At 25.4% G+C, this 14,543-nt stretch carries 13 protein-coding genes; all 13 read left to right on the forward strand.

Annotated elements, in window-relative coordinates:
• The first annotated feature begins 91 nt into the window (after positions 1-91).
• The 13 genes from NG918_RS05685 (at position 92) to NG918_RS05745 (ending at position 14,509) form a co-directional block, all read left to right on the forward strand.
• On the forward strand, positions 92-1,252 hold the full coding sequence (locus NG918_RS05685) for a MerR family transcriptional regulator (protein WP_252225191.1): 1,161 nt from the start codon (positions 92-94) through the stop codon (positions 1,250-1,252).
• A 51-nt stretch (positions 1,253-1,303) separates the two neighbouring features.
• Positions 1,304-1,663 carry a hypothetical protein gene (locus tag NG918_RS05690; protein WP_252225193.1) on the forward strand — a complete coding sequence of 120 codons (360 nt, stop codon included), beginning with the start codon at positions 1,304-1,306 and terminating at the stop codon, positions 1,661-1,663.
• A 371-nt stretch (positions 1,664-2,034) separates the two neighbouring features.
• Positions 2,035-4,200 carry a transcriptional regulator gene (locus tag NG918_RS05695; protein WP_252225195.1) on the forward strand — a complete coding sequence of 722 codons (2,166 nt, stop codon included), beginning with the start codon at positions 2,035-2,037 and terminating at the stop codon, positions 4,198-4,200.
• Positions 4,201-4,266: 66 nt separating this feature from the next.
• Positions 4,267-4,695: a hypothetical protein gene (locus NG918_RS05700; RefSeq protein WP_003368913.1), complete on the forward strand. Its 429-nt coding sequence runs from the start codon at positions 4,267-4,269 to the stop codon at positions 4,693-4,695.
• A 13-nt stretch (positions 4,696-4,708) separates the two neighbouring features.
• Positions 4,709-5,134 carry a hypothetical protein gene (locus NG918_RS05705; RefSeq protein WP_003370322.1) on the forward strand — a complete coding sequence of 142 codons (426 nt, stop codon included), beginning with the start codon at positions 4,709-4,711 and terminating at the stop codon, positions 5,132-5,134.
• 358 nt (positions 5,135-5,492) lie between these two features.
• Positions 5,493-5,939: a DnaJ domain-containing protein gene (locus NG918_RS05710; RefSeq protein WP_252214072.1), complete on the forward strand. Its 447-nt coding sequence runs from the start codon at positions 5,493-5,495 to the stop codon at positions 5,937-5,939.
• 48 nt (positions 5,940-5,987) lie between these two features.
• Positions 5,988-6,545, forward strand: coding sequence for an FHA domain-containing protein (locus NG918_RS05715; protein ID WP_252214070.1), 558 nt, complete (start codon positions 5,988-5,990; stop codon positions 6,543-6,545).
• 13 nt (positions 6,546-6,558) lie between these two features.
• Positions 6,559-7,068 carry an FHA domain-containing protein gene (locus tag NG918_RS05720; RefSeq protein WP_012424108.1) on the forward strand — a complete coding sequence of 170 codons (510 nt, stop codon included), beginning with the start codon at positions 6,559-6,561 and terminating at the stop codon, positions 7,066-7,068.
• A gap of 5 nt (positions 7,069-7,073) precedes the next feature.
• Positions 7,074-7,913 (forward strand): PP2C family protein-serine/threonine phosphatase, encoded by an 840-nt coding sequence (locus tag NG918_RS05725; RefSeq protein WP_252214068.1) that lies wholly within the window; start codon positions 7,074-7,076, stop codon positions 7,911-7,913.
• Positions 7,914-7,948: 35 nt separating this feature from the next.
• Positions 7,949-9,790 (forward strand): serine/threonine protein phosphatase, encoded by a 1,842-nt coding sequence (locus NG918_RS05730; protein ID WP_252214066.1) that lies wholly within the window; start codon positions 7,949-7,951, stop codon positions 9,788-9,790.
• On the forward strand, positions 9,783-11,060 hold the full coding sequence (locus NG918_RS05735) for a normocyte-binding protein (protein ID WP_252225198.1): 1,278 nt from the start codon (positions 9,783-9,785) through the stop codon (positions 11,058-11,060). The genes NG918_RS05730 and NG918_RS05735 overlap by 8 nt, the downstream gene beginning before the upstream one ends.
• Positions 11,057-11,755, forward strand: a complete 699-nt coding sequence (locus NG918_RS05740; RefSeq protein ID WP_252225200.1) for a hypothetical protein — start codon at positions 11,057-11,059, stop codon at positions 11,753-11,755. The genes NG918_RS05735 and NG918_RS05740 overlap by 4 nt, the downstream gene beginning before the upstream one ends.
• A 105-nt stretch (positions 11,756-11,860) precedes the next feature.
• The gene (locus tag NG918_RS05745; RefSeq protein ID WP_252225202.1) at positions 11,861-14,509 is read left to right on the forward strand and encodes an Hsp70 family protein; all 2,649 of its coding nucleotides are present in this window, start codon (positions 11,861-11,863) and stop codon (positions 14,507-14,509) included.
• The last annotated feature ends 34 nt before the right edge of the window (positions 14,510-14,543 follow it).

Below are 14,543 nucleotides of genomic sequence, written 5' to 3' on the forward strand. Positions count from 1 at the left end.
TTCAATTACTCAGTCCACTTTTCTTATGTATATATAAACATTTTAGCAAAACATGTTTATATAATTTCATTAATGAATTGGAGGGGTAATTTTGAAAATAGGGGAGTTTGCTAAAAGGTCTGGAGTCACTGTAAAAACACTTTTGCATTACGATAAAATAGGACTTCTTAAACCATCTGAAAAAACAGAAGTTGGTTACAGAATTTATTGTGAAGATGATTTTTTAAGGCTTCAACAAATAACTACTCTAAAGTTTATTGGAATATCATTAAGTGAGATAGCTCATATATTAAATGAAAGCGGAGAAAATTTAGAGAGCATGGTAAAAATCCAAAAAAGGGCTTTAGAAGAAAAGAAAAGACATATAGATTCTGTTATAGAAATATTTAATAATGCTGAAAACACTGCAAAACAAAAAGGTTTTTTAGATGTCAATAACTTAGTAAACATTATAAAAATAACAAATATGCAAAATAGTATAAAGGAGCAGTATAATAGCGATAAAAATTTGAATTTGAGAACCACTCTTCATAGTTATAATACAAATAAGATTGATTGGGATAAATGGTGTTTTCAAAAAATGAACTTGACTGAAGGCTCAAAAATATTGGAATTAGGGTGTGGAGTAGGAAAGCTATGGATAAAAAACAAAGAATTAATAGATAAAAATTCTGAAATTATTTTATCTGATTTTTCTCCCAATATGTTAAAGTGCGCTAAAAATAATTTGGAAAATTTAGATTATAAGTTCAAGTATAAAAAGATAAATGCAGAAGATATTCCTTATGATGATGAAAGTTTTGACGTTGTTATTGCAGAACATATGCTTTATTTTGTTACTGATATAGAAAAGGCATTAAGTGAAATAAAAAGAGTTTTAAAACCAAATGGTATTTTTTACGTAACCACTAATTCATGTAATTCTATGATTGAATTAAATAAATTAGCTGAAAAATTTGATCCTAATTTAGATATTAATAATAATGGTCTTTCCTCTAGATTTGATTTAGAGAACGGAGAAAAAATGCTAAAGAAATATTTTAATAATATTGAATCAGAGATATTAGAAGGAAAGATAATAGTAGATAAAGCAGAGCCCGTTGTATCATATAAAGCATCAACAATTCAAGGAAATTCAATACTTGTTGGCGAAAAAAGAGAAGAATTTACAAAGTATTTAGAAAAATATATTCAAGAAAATAAAAATATAGAAATCACAACAAAGGCAGGCATATTTAAGGCTTCAAAGTGATTTGGAATTTTTTGGACCCCAGAGGTATAATAAATTAAAGGGAGATTGTATATGGATGGAAATATTATTCTGAAAATTATTTTGGGGACTTTTATTAATTGTATAGTTTTAGTATTAATTTCTTTAGGAATATATCATATTTATGGTTTTACATTAAAAGATACTTTGTTTGTTATAAGCTTAGCTGTGCTAGTTATAGAAGTTTTCTTAAATATATCAGGAAATTCACTTGGGATATCAATTCAATCACTTGGACAAATGAATTCACAATATGTATCAAATATTGATTTAGAAGCGCAAGAACATGAAAATATAAATAATAAAGCTACTTTTCATGTTAAGGACTTAATAAATTTTATATTAATTATTTCTAGCTTAATAATTTTTATTATATCATTTATAATTTTTTAAGTATAAAATATCAATTAAATTTAATAAAATTTTTTAAAAAAAGGCAATAAAAAGCAATTTTAAATTTATTTTTTATTGCCTTTTTCTAATATTTATAAATAAAAAATAGATAAATTTAAAAAAAATACAAAAAATACTAAATTTTCTTAGATAGTTTAAATATAACGTTGACAATTAATAAATCATCAAAAAAATATATAAAAAATTATTCAATTTTAGAAAAAAATTTAAAAAAATTACAAAAAAATACTGGAAATTAAATATAAATTAGGGATTAAATTTAAAGTTATGGTAAAATAAACCGAAAAAGGAAATGTGATTTCATTTAAGTATGAAAAGTAGCATAAAATAATTTTTGGAGGAAATAGATTATGGATGTTATTCAACAAACGAATAGAACGATATTATTTGAGGAAATAAACCCCGAAAGATTAGATTTGATTTCAGTAATTGGAGACACTAAAGGATTAAGCAGCTTAAATGATGATAAGATAAAAGAAATTAATGAAAATTTTTTAGTAAGTAGTTTTGATGAATTTTTAGATAAATTCTCACCTGTTGTATATTCATTTTATAATGCAACAAACCAGAAGGTTATGTATACATTGAAGAAACCTGAAAATCTTCCAGATAACTTTGTAACAGAAATCCCTATAAATCAATCAAATGATTTTCTAAAAATGTTATTCACTTTAATAGATACTAAAAGTGCTCAGGGAATAGCAAATGTAGATTTTAAATTTGAAAATTTATTAGATATGATTTCACCTAAAAAAGTAATGGATGATATAAGACAATCTAGAAAAGAAATACAATATTTATATAGTAAATATGACGAACTAGATGATGAAGATCCAAGTAAGTTAGATTTAGGAGATAAATTAAATAATTTATTTGAGAATGCTGGTGAAAATTACAATAACATAATGGCAATGCTTCCATTAGCTATTGAAGATATAAAAACGAGATTACTTTTAGGACAAGATGATAGCCAAAATGGCGGAGAAGCATTAAAAATAGGTGTGTTAAGCATGGGACAAGATGGAGAACTTAAGGTTCTTGAAGCACCTAAGAGTGAAGAAAAATCATTAATTGCAATAGATGACAAAGCAAATGTAGGATTAATTGAAGCCTTTGAAGATGACTATGATGAAGTGAATGAAACAAAATCTGATTATGTAAAAAGTTTAGTTGTTAGAACTTTTTGCCCGCTTGCATCTACAATGGAAAGTGAAATAGATGTAGAACATGAAGTTGAAAATTATAATACATACCTTGAGTTCTACAAAAATTCTAAAGATGATTTTATAAAAACTGTTAAACCATTAATAGAAAAAATTGTTGGTGTAAAGATGTTCTTTGACCAATATAAAACAAAAAACAAAGGTATGAAGCCAACATTACTTGTTGCAAATAATAAGCTTGACAGATTGGTAAATTCAGCTAACTTGCCAAGACTTGAAGCATATTTAAGTACTGTAAATGATAAAAATGATTTTGATAATACAATTTGGTTTGGAATAGTTCCATCAATTGAATTAGAAGGTCAAAACAAAAGTGGAGCTAAGAGAGAAAGATTTAAGGGAAACAAAAAAGTTGAAAAAACAGAATGTAATACTATGGAAAACCTATCTTTACTTCTTAATACAGTTCAAAAATATAGAATCCAAATTTTCTTTAGCTTTGAAGCAAGAGAAGATACTACATTTAATCATGTAGCTACAGCAGGAATAGATAAATTTATGGACAGATGTGCCCCTCTTATGAGACAAACATACAGCGAATTTGCAATTCCATGTGTTCCAAACTTTACAATAATTCCAAAAGAAAAATCAGGTGTGATACTTGATAGTAAAATGCTTATGACAGATGAGGGAAGTGCAGAATTGTCAAAAGCAAAAGAAGATTTATTTAAGTTATGGATTGAAGGAGTATATATTGGAAGTTCATATATTGCAGCAGGAATAGTTGCAGCATATCAATGTCCAGAATACTTAAGAGAATATTATGGCAATGTATTTTTTGATTATCCAGGAGTAAGATTTGATATTGAATCTGGAGATAATTCGCTAAGAATTACTTCAACTTTAGCAAAAGAAATATCAGGATTTACTAATGAAATCAAAAATTTAATAAATAGAAAGAACTTTGGATTTGTATTCTCATCAGAAAATGCTAAATACCAAGGTAAAGATATAAAACAAATTACAGTTTACAAGGCAAGAAGCCTTCAAGCAACTGAAAATGATTTTGAATCAATGTATAAGACCTTAGTTACAACTTATATAGAAAGAATGCTAAGATTCTATACTAATGATTTTAAAGAAGATAATATAGTTAAATTCTTTAGTAATAATCCTAATAGCGTTAAGAGTAAATGGATGTCAAATAAAGAATTCATTAATGCAATAATACAAGATGGAGATGACATTAACTTTGTTATAAATGATAAGAGTGGAACATGTAATATTGATCTTGTATTTAATGGAAATATTAAAAATCTTGAAGTTGAAATTACTAGAAGTGAAGCTAGCTAATTCTGATAGATATTAATTAAATATCTATTTTAATTATAAATAAATTATGAAAAGGGAGATGACAAAATGGGATTTAAAGTAAAAGTTGAAGGTGCAGAAACTATTGATTTAAGCATTGAAAGTGTTGAAACAGTAGAATTTAAGACTGATACACCTGATGATTCAAATGCCCGTTCAACAGACCAAGGTACAACATTAGTTATAACAGGAAAGATATTAACTCCAGTAGGAGGGGAAGCTGCTGATAGCACTATAAAATTAGCACAATGGTCTCTTGTACCAGCAGAAAAAGCTGATTGTTATAGGAGCGTAAAAGTAGATGTTATTTCAGCATCACAAATAGTAAGACAAATGACATTACCTAATGCATTTGTTGTAGACTACGAAGAAGACTTCGGAGATGCTGAAGGTATTGGTACTTTCAAGATATGTGTAAAACAAAAGAAAGATAAAACAGCTTTTGTAAAATTTGAAGGTGGATTTGGACAAGAATAGGAGGAGTTAAAAAATGGGATTTAGAGTAAAAATTGAAGGCGCAGAAACAATTGATTTAAGTATTGAAAGTGTTGAAAAAGTAAGATTTACAACAGACACTCCAAAGGATGCTAATGCACGTTCAAAAGACGTAGGAAGCACAATGACTATAAGCGGAAAAATATTAACAGCTGTAGATGGGGATCCATTTGATAGCACAAGACAAATGGGACTTTGGTCATTAGTACCAGCAGAAAAAGCTGATTGTTATAGAAAAATAACAGTAGAAGTTATTTCAGCTGATCAAATTATAAGAAAAATTACTTATCCTAATGCTTTCGTTGTAGATTACAAAGAAAACTTTGGTGACACTGAAGGTATTGGTACATTTACACTTGTAGTTAGACAAAAGAAAGATAAGCTAACTCAAGTTACAATTGAAGGCGGATATAGCGCTTAATTATACCTAAAAGTAATAAAATAGCAATATATCTAATTTTACTATAGTTGCAGAGGATTTAAATTTGACTCACTAATAATTTAAATCCTCACATGCAACTTTTTTAAAATAAATATGAGTATTTTAGTTTTTATATACCTTCAGTATCACTAACTATAGTATACTAAAATATTTCAGTATTAGTCTATAGAAATTAAATATAGTATGAAAATAAAATCTTAATTTAAGTCTATGTTTTATTAGATTGTTATATATGCATAAGTAAGGGTGTGTATGGAGTAATGATGACACTTTGTTTATTGCTATATCAAAATATATTTAAAACATACTCTAATTTAAATAAAAAGTGAGTGATAAAGTGAAAAATTATTATAAGATACTTGGAGTTTCAGAAAGTGCTAATAAAGATGAAATAAAAAAAGCTTTTAGAAACTTAGCTAAAAAGTATCATCCAGATAAAAATAAAGATAATAAAGATGCAATAGAAATGTTTCAACAAATTAATGAAGCATATGAAATTTTAAGTAATGAATCATCTAGAGAAGAATATGATAAAAAGTTAAATCAAAATAATTCTAATAGACAAAAAAATGAAAGCAAAAATAATAGTAAAAAATCACAAGAAAAAACCAAAGAAAACTTTAACAAAGGTGATGCTTTAAATGATTTAAATCAATATTTCGAAAGTTTTTTTGGCTTTAAAGCAAGTAGTAATGATGTTGATGGAAGCAAAATAAAAAAAGATAGTAAAAATCCTATTGATACAAGTAATATATTTAATAATTTTTTTAATGTAAAGAAATAAGGATTTATATAGAGTAAAAAGTATTAAGAAAGTAATGGAGTGGTTACTTTGAAAAATAATCAAAATAATAAGTTGATATTTAGTATTCAATTAATAAATGTTTTTATAGGCATAACAATAACATTAATATTTGGAATAACTTATATGACTATAGAATCAAGGGAACTTAAAGGTGTACTTTTAGGTTTATTAATTGTATTTGGAATTATAACATTTATAACTTTATATAGAAAAATACATAATGAAAGTTATATAGAAGAAAGCAATAGTATAAATACCATTGAGCTAGTAAATGAAGATAATGAAATCATAAAACAATGGGAAATACAAGATAAAATATCTTTTCTTATTGGAAAAAACAATAAGAAGAACCATGTATTTGTAGACTTAGACAAATCTATTTATTCAACCTTAGTTGAAGAGAATCATGCAGTATTAAATTATGCTGCTGGAACATGGTATATAGAAGATCTATCTCTAGATAGTGGAGTTTGTATACAAAAAATAGATGATGGTAAAAAGTATAGGATTGTGAAAAATACTCCTTGTAGCTTAAAAAAAGGAGATATTATATTTATTTCAAAAGTGAAATTATTACTTAGATGAATGGAGTGATTATATGTCATTAATTAGATGTCAAAATGGTCATATGTTTAGTGAAAGACGATATGGTCCAATATGTCCTTATTGTAATATAGATACAAGTAAAAAAGAAAATAAGAAAGAACTTGTACCAGATGCGGAAGAAGTAGAAACAAATCTTTTATATCAAGAAATAGAGCCAGTATGTGGATGGCTTGTTTGCATTGAAGGATGTAGAGTAGGAAAAGATTATAAAATAAAGAATGGGAAAAATTTCATCGGTAGAGCTGATGATATGGACATACAAATAATTGGGGATAATTACATAACAGCCAGAAATCATGCCGTTGTAGTATATGATCCTAAAAAGAAAAATTATGTATTACTTCCAGGAGATTCTTCAGGAATTGCTTATTTAAATAATGAACCAGTATATATGCCAACACAACTTACAAATTATGATGTTATAGAGCTTGGAAAGAGTAAATTCTTATTTGTACCATTTTGTGGTGAACATTTTGAATGGCAAGATAAAGAACAGGGGTAATTTAAATGTTATTTATGAGTAGATATGATCAAAAAGAAGTAGTGCTTATATTAATAATGTTATTACTTTTATTATGTGTGATAAAGCACATATTGTTTAAAATTATGAACAAAGAAAATATAAGTTTAGTTAAATATTCACATATAGGTCATGAAGAAATACAAGAAGATTACTTTAATATAAAGAAAAAAGATAATGCAGTTTTAGCAGTTATTGCTGATGGCTTAGGAAAAAATGAAGCGGGAAGAATTTCTAGTATTACTGCTGTAAAAACAATATCAAATATGTTTTTAAAGGAATATAGTAATGAAAAAGTGAGTTACTTTTTAAAAAAAGCCATTAATAAAGCAAATCATGAAATACTTAAAAGAGTAGAGAAGAATAAAGGTGGTACAAGCATTTTAATGGCAATTATTGATGAAGAAAATTTATATTATACTTCTTTAGGTAATTTGATGTTAACTATTTTTAGAAAAGGTGAACTTATAAAATTGAGTGAAGGTCATTGTATGAATGAAGTTGCAAAAGAAAAATATTATGAAGGAAAACTTGAAAAGATTGAAGCACTTCAAGTTTTAAATAACAAAAAGGTTTTATATTACCTTGGACAAGAAAATCTTAATAATGTAGAAATGAAAAACCATAGTATTAAATTAGAAAAAAATGATTTACTTTTGATTATGAGTAAAGGGATTTATGAAGAAATAAGATGGGTAGATTTTGAAAATATATTAAATAAAAATAAAAAGCATATAGATATAGTTTTGGATGAAATTATAGATGAAATAGAACATCATGAAAATACTCATAATGGAAGCATAATAATTATGAAAAAGAATATTTAAAAATAATCGCATTTTAATAAGTTAGGGTGAGACAAATGAGAAAGTTGAATTCAAAATTTAAGACAAGTTTTATATCAGAAGAAGGAACGCATCTTCAAAATAAAGATTATTTTGCCTTTGTAGAGCTTGATAAGTTTGGATGTTATGCAATTGCAGATGGTATTGATAATGACACAGAAAATGACACTGCTCAAATTGCAGTAACAACATTCATTAAATTATTTACACAAAATCCTACTATGAATAAATTTACACTAAAAAAGTATTTAAATAAAGTTAATGAAGAAATAGTAAAGACAAGTAAAAATGTACGACTTAAAGCATCTATGACAATAGCTATAACTAATTACAGTAAAGTTAGGTATATTGTAATAGGTAATTCAAGATTCTATTTTTTTAAGGATGGATATTTAAAAGAAAAAAGTAGAGATCTATCATTAACTCAACAACTTAGTGATAAGGAAATGATAGCTTTAGATAAGGCAGCTAAGCATATAGAGAGAAATAATCTTTCATGTTACTTAGGAGAAAATAAATTAAGTTCACCGTTCATATCTAAAAAAATAAAACTTAACGATGGTGATGTATTTACATTGCTTACAAAGGGAATATGGGAAAATTGTGATGAAAAAGAAATAGAAGATGCTCTAGAGGGGGCAACAGAGCCTGAAGAAGTTGCAGATAGAGTTGAAGATATGATCTTATCAAAGCAATTAAATAATTTAGAAAACTATACACTAGCTGTAACCTTTGTTGAAAAGGCATATATAAATCCAAAGAAAAAGGCTATGATAAAGAAAATTTTATTTGCAGCAATTCCAATAATCTTGGTTTTAGTTATAGCATTAGTAGTATTTAATGTAAAGCAAAATAAAAAAAGAGAAGCAATTGCATCTATGAATAATTATGTAAGTGAAGCAAATGGATACATAGAAAATGAACATATAGAAAAAGCAAATTCAAAATATGAAGAAGCATTAAAGATAGCTAACAAATATAAACTTAAAAATGACATAAAAGAAATAGATGGTGAATGTAAATATACAGAAATAATACTTGAAGGTGATAAAAAACTTGAAGAAAAGAAATTTAATGAAGCTTTAGATCAGTACTTATTAGCAATGCAAAAAGGTGAAGATGTTGATGATAAAGCAAGAAATTATATTTTGAAGAAAATAGATATAGCTAAAACATGTATAAGTGTTGCTGATCTTTTAGAACTTGCAGATAGTCAGTTAGAAGCAGGAAAAGTACCAGAAGCAGAAGCAAATTACTTAGAAGCAAAAAGACTTGCTTCAAATTATTATTTAAAAGATGAAAAACAAGAAGCTATAGATAAACTTAAAGGAATATATGAAAAGCAAGGCAAAGAAGCAGAAGCACAAAAGCAAGATGAGGAAAAGGCTAAAGCAGAAGAGGAAAAAGCAAAAGAAGAAGAAGAAAAAACTAAGGAAAAAGAAGAAAAAGCTAAAAAGGAAGATGATGATCTTCAAAGTAAAGCTATAGACCTTAGAAAAAATGGTGATACACAATATATAGCAGGAGATTACGTAGGAGCGAAGATGTATTATGCTTTGGCAAAAGAGGCATTTGAAAAAATAAATTCAAATAGTTTAGCAAATGAATTAGAAGAAAAAATAGTTCTTATGGATAAAAAAATAGAAGGGCAATCGCAAACAAAAGCTGAAGGTGATATATATCTAAATGAAGCTAACGAAAGATACGTTAAGGGTGATATAACATCTGCAAAAGTTTTATATACATTAGCAAAAGATGCATACACTCAAGTAGGTCTTACAGAAGAAATAAAATCAATAGATGAAAAATTAAAGGTATTAGATAAAGAAATAGCTAGTACAGGTGGTAAAAATGAATAGAATTTATGAAAAATTAAATGAAATAAATGATTTAAATGATAGAGTAATGCTAAAAAAAATACTGAACAGTGTCTTCACTTCATTAGAACAACATAGTGAAGATAGATTTAATGATTTAGAAGAAAGAGTTTTTGATGAAATACAATATTTAGAGGAAAAATATAATGTGTATTCAACAATAATTGATAGAAAACATTTAGATGTAACTAATGAATTTTTATTTCCAATGATAGAAGAAGATACAGAGGAAAAGATATATGATGTAAAAACAATTATAGATAATTTAAATGATAATGTATTTTCTGAAATGTTTAATGTATTTCTAAAATGCGACTACAGTATTTTTAAACAGTTCATATCTAATAATTCAGAAATAACAGGAATTATAGAAACAAATAAAAAGATTCATAAAGCTTATTTTAAAATAAAAGCAAATACTGAATATAAAGAAAAAATAAATACTTTATACAAGTGTTTTATAAATAACAACATTATGTGGAAAACAGTTAATATGCCTTATATTAATAAAATAGCACAAATATTTCTCACAGAGTGTGAAGATCAAATAGATGAAGAAGAAGAGATTATAAAGATAAACATAGACTTTGGTGATTATAGCAAATATATAAAATATGATATGGTGCCACTTTGGAACATTAAAGAGATTAAATTGAAATGTGCAGGATTTCCAGTACCTTGTATAGATAAAGTTAATTTTGAACATTATATTTCAATTGAAAAAGAAGGAACAAATCATGGTTACTTGGTTAATTTAGATGAAGAAAATATGGATTATGTAACAATAAAAAAGAATTATATAACAATAACATCAAAAATATCTGTTTCATCTCCATGGATAGTCTATAAGATTGTAAATTATAAAGAAGATAATACTAAAAAAGATAATTACGAAATTATGAGTAATTACAAGAATGTTAATTTTTCAAATAGATTTTTATTTAATAATAGATATGTTATAAAAACAAAAAATGAAATAGCAAAGCTTATAAATTCATTTGAAGTATCAAAACATTTGAGATTTAGAGATTTAAAAATAGAAGAACTTAAATTTGATGAAGACAAAGAAACCTACGATGCTAATGATTTTATAATAGATGAAATAAGAGAAGATAACATAAAAAAATCTTTAGTTTTATACTTTGAACCAAAGAACAAAGAATATTATTTAAATAAAGATATTTTAAGTTTTTTAGTATCAGAAATACAAATTATTTATCCGGAATATAAATGTGAAGGAAGATTAATATGAATTACATTTATGACATCTTTATAAAAGCAATAGAAGAAAATACTCCAACAGAAGGAATTAAATTTAAACAAGCAGAGGTATATAGTCCATATATGGAACTCGCTATTCAAAACATTAATTCAAGTAAATTACCACAAAGTGAATACATTGAAATAAATGCTTTGTATAGATTTCAAGAGATATTTGGAGAATTGTTTGATATTAATTTTAAAGAAAACACAGAATTAAAAAATGTACTATTTGATATATTAATTCATTATTTATGTGAGTTAGATTTAAAACAAGGATTAAATAAAAATGAATTTTATAAGAAGTTTTTATTTAAAGACGTAATAAATAATGTATATGGAGAAGAGTTAGCTAAAGATATACTTTGTTTTAATAAAGAAGAAACAGATGTATTTTTAAATAGTTTTATAACTTTATATAAAACAGGAACTTCGTTGCAACTTTTCAATAAAATTTTAGCAAAAATATTTAAATACAGCATAGTGTATTTAAATAAAGAAAGTTCAAAAGATATATATATTTATTTAAGTGAAGTTGAAGATAAAATTCTAAAAGGCAAAATAAATGCCATTATAAATACATTTTTACCTATAAATATGAATGTGTATTTATTTTGGGACAAACATTTTGGAATTTTAGGTTCTGATAATACTATGAAAATTGATGACATAGTAATGATTGAATAAAAAGTTATAAATATAATTTGTATGTTTTTTTTTTCATTGAAAAATGAATTGAAAAGTATAGATGTTATTAACAATTTAAAAACAACCAAAAATCAGGAGGAAAAAATGGGATTATATACATACAAGTTGCATAAAAAACAAGAAGAAAATATTTCAAAAAGATATAAAGAAAAAGACTTAATATTAATGACAACTTTTCAATTAAGAGAGATATGTAATAAAGAAAAATTGGTAAAAAGTATAGTAAATCCTTTAGATAAAGAAGAGCTTATAAAACTTATCATAAAATATAGAGGAGAAAAAGATAATCGTTTAATAAATAATTATATAGAGAACGGAATAGAAAGAATCGAGAAATTCTTAAAGAGAAGTGATAAAAAAGAAATTCAAAGTGAAATTATAGATTACTCTGGAAAAATAGTAATTTACAAAGATTTATCACTTGAAATATATGATGAATATGAGTTGAAAAGCAATAAAGAATTAGACGAAGGTAATGTTCTTTTAGTTGATAATAATTTCAATGTTTCTACTATACTTAATATAAAAAAGATAAAAATGAATAATGAATATAAATACTTTTTAGTAAAAGGAAAAGATGTTTTTATTCAAGAAAATGAAAGTAAATTTTATAATCTAATATTTTTACCACAAAAAGAATCAGAGCTAATTTATGATATATATGAAAATAAAGTTGATTTTCAAAATTATAATTTAGAGTACTCATCTTTGCCTATTTTACAACTTGAAATAAAAGAATTAGAAGAGACAACAATGCCAATTGCTATAGATTTTGGAACATCAAATACTACAGCAGGTATTTATATAGATAAAGAAGTATTTCAAGGATTAAATGATAATTTAATTAGAAATATAAATTTAGAAGATTATGAAGATGATAAAGTAAAATTAGTAAAACTTTTAGATACGACTAAAAAAGATTATAGCATAACTCCACTAATTCCAAGTGTAGTAGGCATTAAATATATAAATGAAAATGAAGATAATGTGAAATATATTTTTGGATATGATGCATTATTTGCATCAAAAAAGAGATACGTTGATGACAGTTTAACAGTTTTTTATGACATAAAAAGGTGGATAAGTGATTTCGAGAAAAGTGAAAAAGTAATAGATATTCATGGAAAAACAACACTTATAAAGAGAAAAGATATCATAAAAGCGTATTTAGAGTATGTCATATCTTTAGCAAATCAAAGATTTAAATGTAAATTCAAAAATATTTACATTTCATGTCCATCGAAACAAAAGTATAAATTTCACAAATTATTTGAAGAAGTATTAAGTGAATATAATGTTGAAAGCAAAAATATGATAGAGGAAAGTGTGGCTGTTCTTTATAACACAATAAGTAATTTTATAGATAGAGATAAGTATTCAAGTGGAGATGAATATAAGGCATTAATCATAGATTGTGGAGGGGGAACTACAGATCTTTCAGGTTGTAGTTTTAGTATAAGAGATAATAGAGTTTCGTACAAAATAGATATAGAGACATCATATGAAAATGGAGATACAGACTTTGGAGGTAACAATCTTACATTTAGAATTTTACAGTTTATAAAAATATTAATGGCGAATGTATTGGCTAGGGATAATTATTTAGAAATTAAAAAAGCTATAGTGGATGAATTTAAAATAGATATATTTAGAAACATAGATAAATATGGAATTGATCAATTATATGAAGAATTAAACAGTGAATATGACAGGGCTGAAGAGATAATTCCAACAAAGTTTAAATTATATGAAACTAGAAATAAAGAGGACTATTGTAAAGCTAGAAACAATTATTATTTCTTATTCAATCTAGCAGAAGAGATTAAGAAAATATTCTTTAGTAATCCAGAGCTTATAAAGATAATATTAAGTCCAAATGAATTAAAGGAAAATTTAGAAATAATAGATAGTGCTCAAATTATATATGATAAATGGAAATTATCCTATATGAATAATGGAAGATTGCAAATTATAAAAGAGGCACCAACGTTAAATATTACAACTTATGAAATAAGCACATTAATAAAAGGTGATGTATATAACATAATAAAGAAATTCTTAGAAACTTTATATAAAAATGATGAACTTTATGAATACTCACTAATTAAACTTACTGGTCAATCATGTAATGTAGATATATTTAAAGATGCTTTAAAAGAATTTATACCAGGAAGAATAATTGAAATAAATAAAAGTAAAAAAGATACAAGTGAAGATTATGACTTAAAGTTAAGTTGCCTTAAGGGCGCATTGAAGTATCTTTATTCTAAAAACTTTGGATATGCTGATATACAAATTCAAAATAATATGCCAACACTTCCTTATACACTTACAGCATTTACACATAAGGGAGACGAAATCACATTAATTAAGAATAAAGCAATAAAAAGAGGGTTCGTTTCAAGATTTATGGACCGAGTTATATTAAAGCTTTATTTAAAAGATAGCAGCAATAATGTGAAATATGAATATGATTATAAGTTTAATAATGAAGAATTAGAAAAAACTGATGCTGTTAGCATTATAGAAAAGTATCCTAATATAAGTCAGCATGAAACAGATAATATTGAAAATGATGAAATAAAGTTTTTTGTTTGGGCAGAAGAGGAACTTTGGGGATTTTATGTACTAGCTATATTGAGAAAAGATCATGAATTATATATAAGCAAAGAAAAGTTCTTTTATTTTGAAAATGATAAATGGGAGAAAAATTTCTTTGATGGAATGAAGTAGTTTTAAGGGGGACGTTGATATATGTATAAGTAAA

Origin of the sequence: Clostridium sp. ZBS2, from assembly GCF_023845855.1 — a bacterium.
Lineage (GTDB): Bacteria > Bacillota > Clostridia > Clostridiales > Clostridiaceae > Clostridium > Clostridium aquiflavi.

Bases quoted from the DNA above. Each gene is read 5' to 3' on its own strand.
- NG918_RS05690 (WP_252225193.1), top strand. From the start codon at position 1,304: ATGGATGGAAATATTATTCTGAAAATTATTTTGGGGACTTTTATTAAT.
- NG918_RS05695 (WP_252225195.1), top strand. From the start codon at position 2,035: ATGGATGTTATTCAACAAACGAATAGAACGATATTATTTGAGGAAATA.
- NG918_RS05700 (WP_003368913.1), top strand. From the start codon at position 4,267: ATGGGATTTAAAGTAAAAGTTGAAGGTGCAGAAACTATTGATTTAAGC.
- NG918_RS05705 (WP_003370322.1), top strand. From the start codon at position 4,709: ATGGGATTTAGAGTAAAAATTGAAGGCGCAGAAACAATTGATTTAAGT.
- NG918_RS05720 (WP_012424108.1), top strand. From the start codon at position 6,559: ATGTCATTAATTAGATGTCAAAATGGTCATATGTTTAGTGAAAGACGA.
- NG918_RS05725 (WP_252214068.1), top strand. From the start codon at position 7,074: ATGTTATTTATGAGTAGATATGATCAAAAAGAAGTAGTGCTTATATTA.
- NG918_RS05730 (WP_252214066.1), top strand. From the start codon at position 7,949: ATGAGAAAGTTGAATTCAAAATTTAAGACAAGTTTTATATCAGAAGAA.
- NG918_RS05735 (WP_252225198.1), top strand. From the start codon at position 9,783: ATGAATAGAATTTATGAAAAATTAAATGAAATAAATGATTTAAATGAT.
- NG918_RS05740 (WP_252225200.1), top strand. From the start codon at position 11,057: ATGAATTACATTTATGACATCTTTATAAAAGCAATAGAAGAAAATACT.
- NG918_RS05745 (WP_252225202.1), top strand. From the start codon at position 11,861: ATGGGATTATATACATACAAGTTGCATAAAAAACAAGAAGAAAATATT.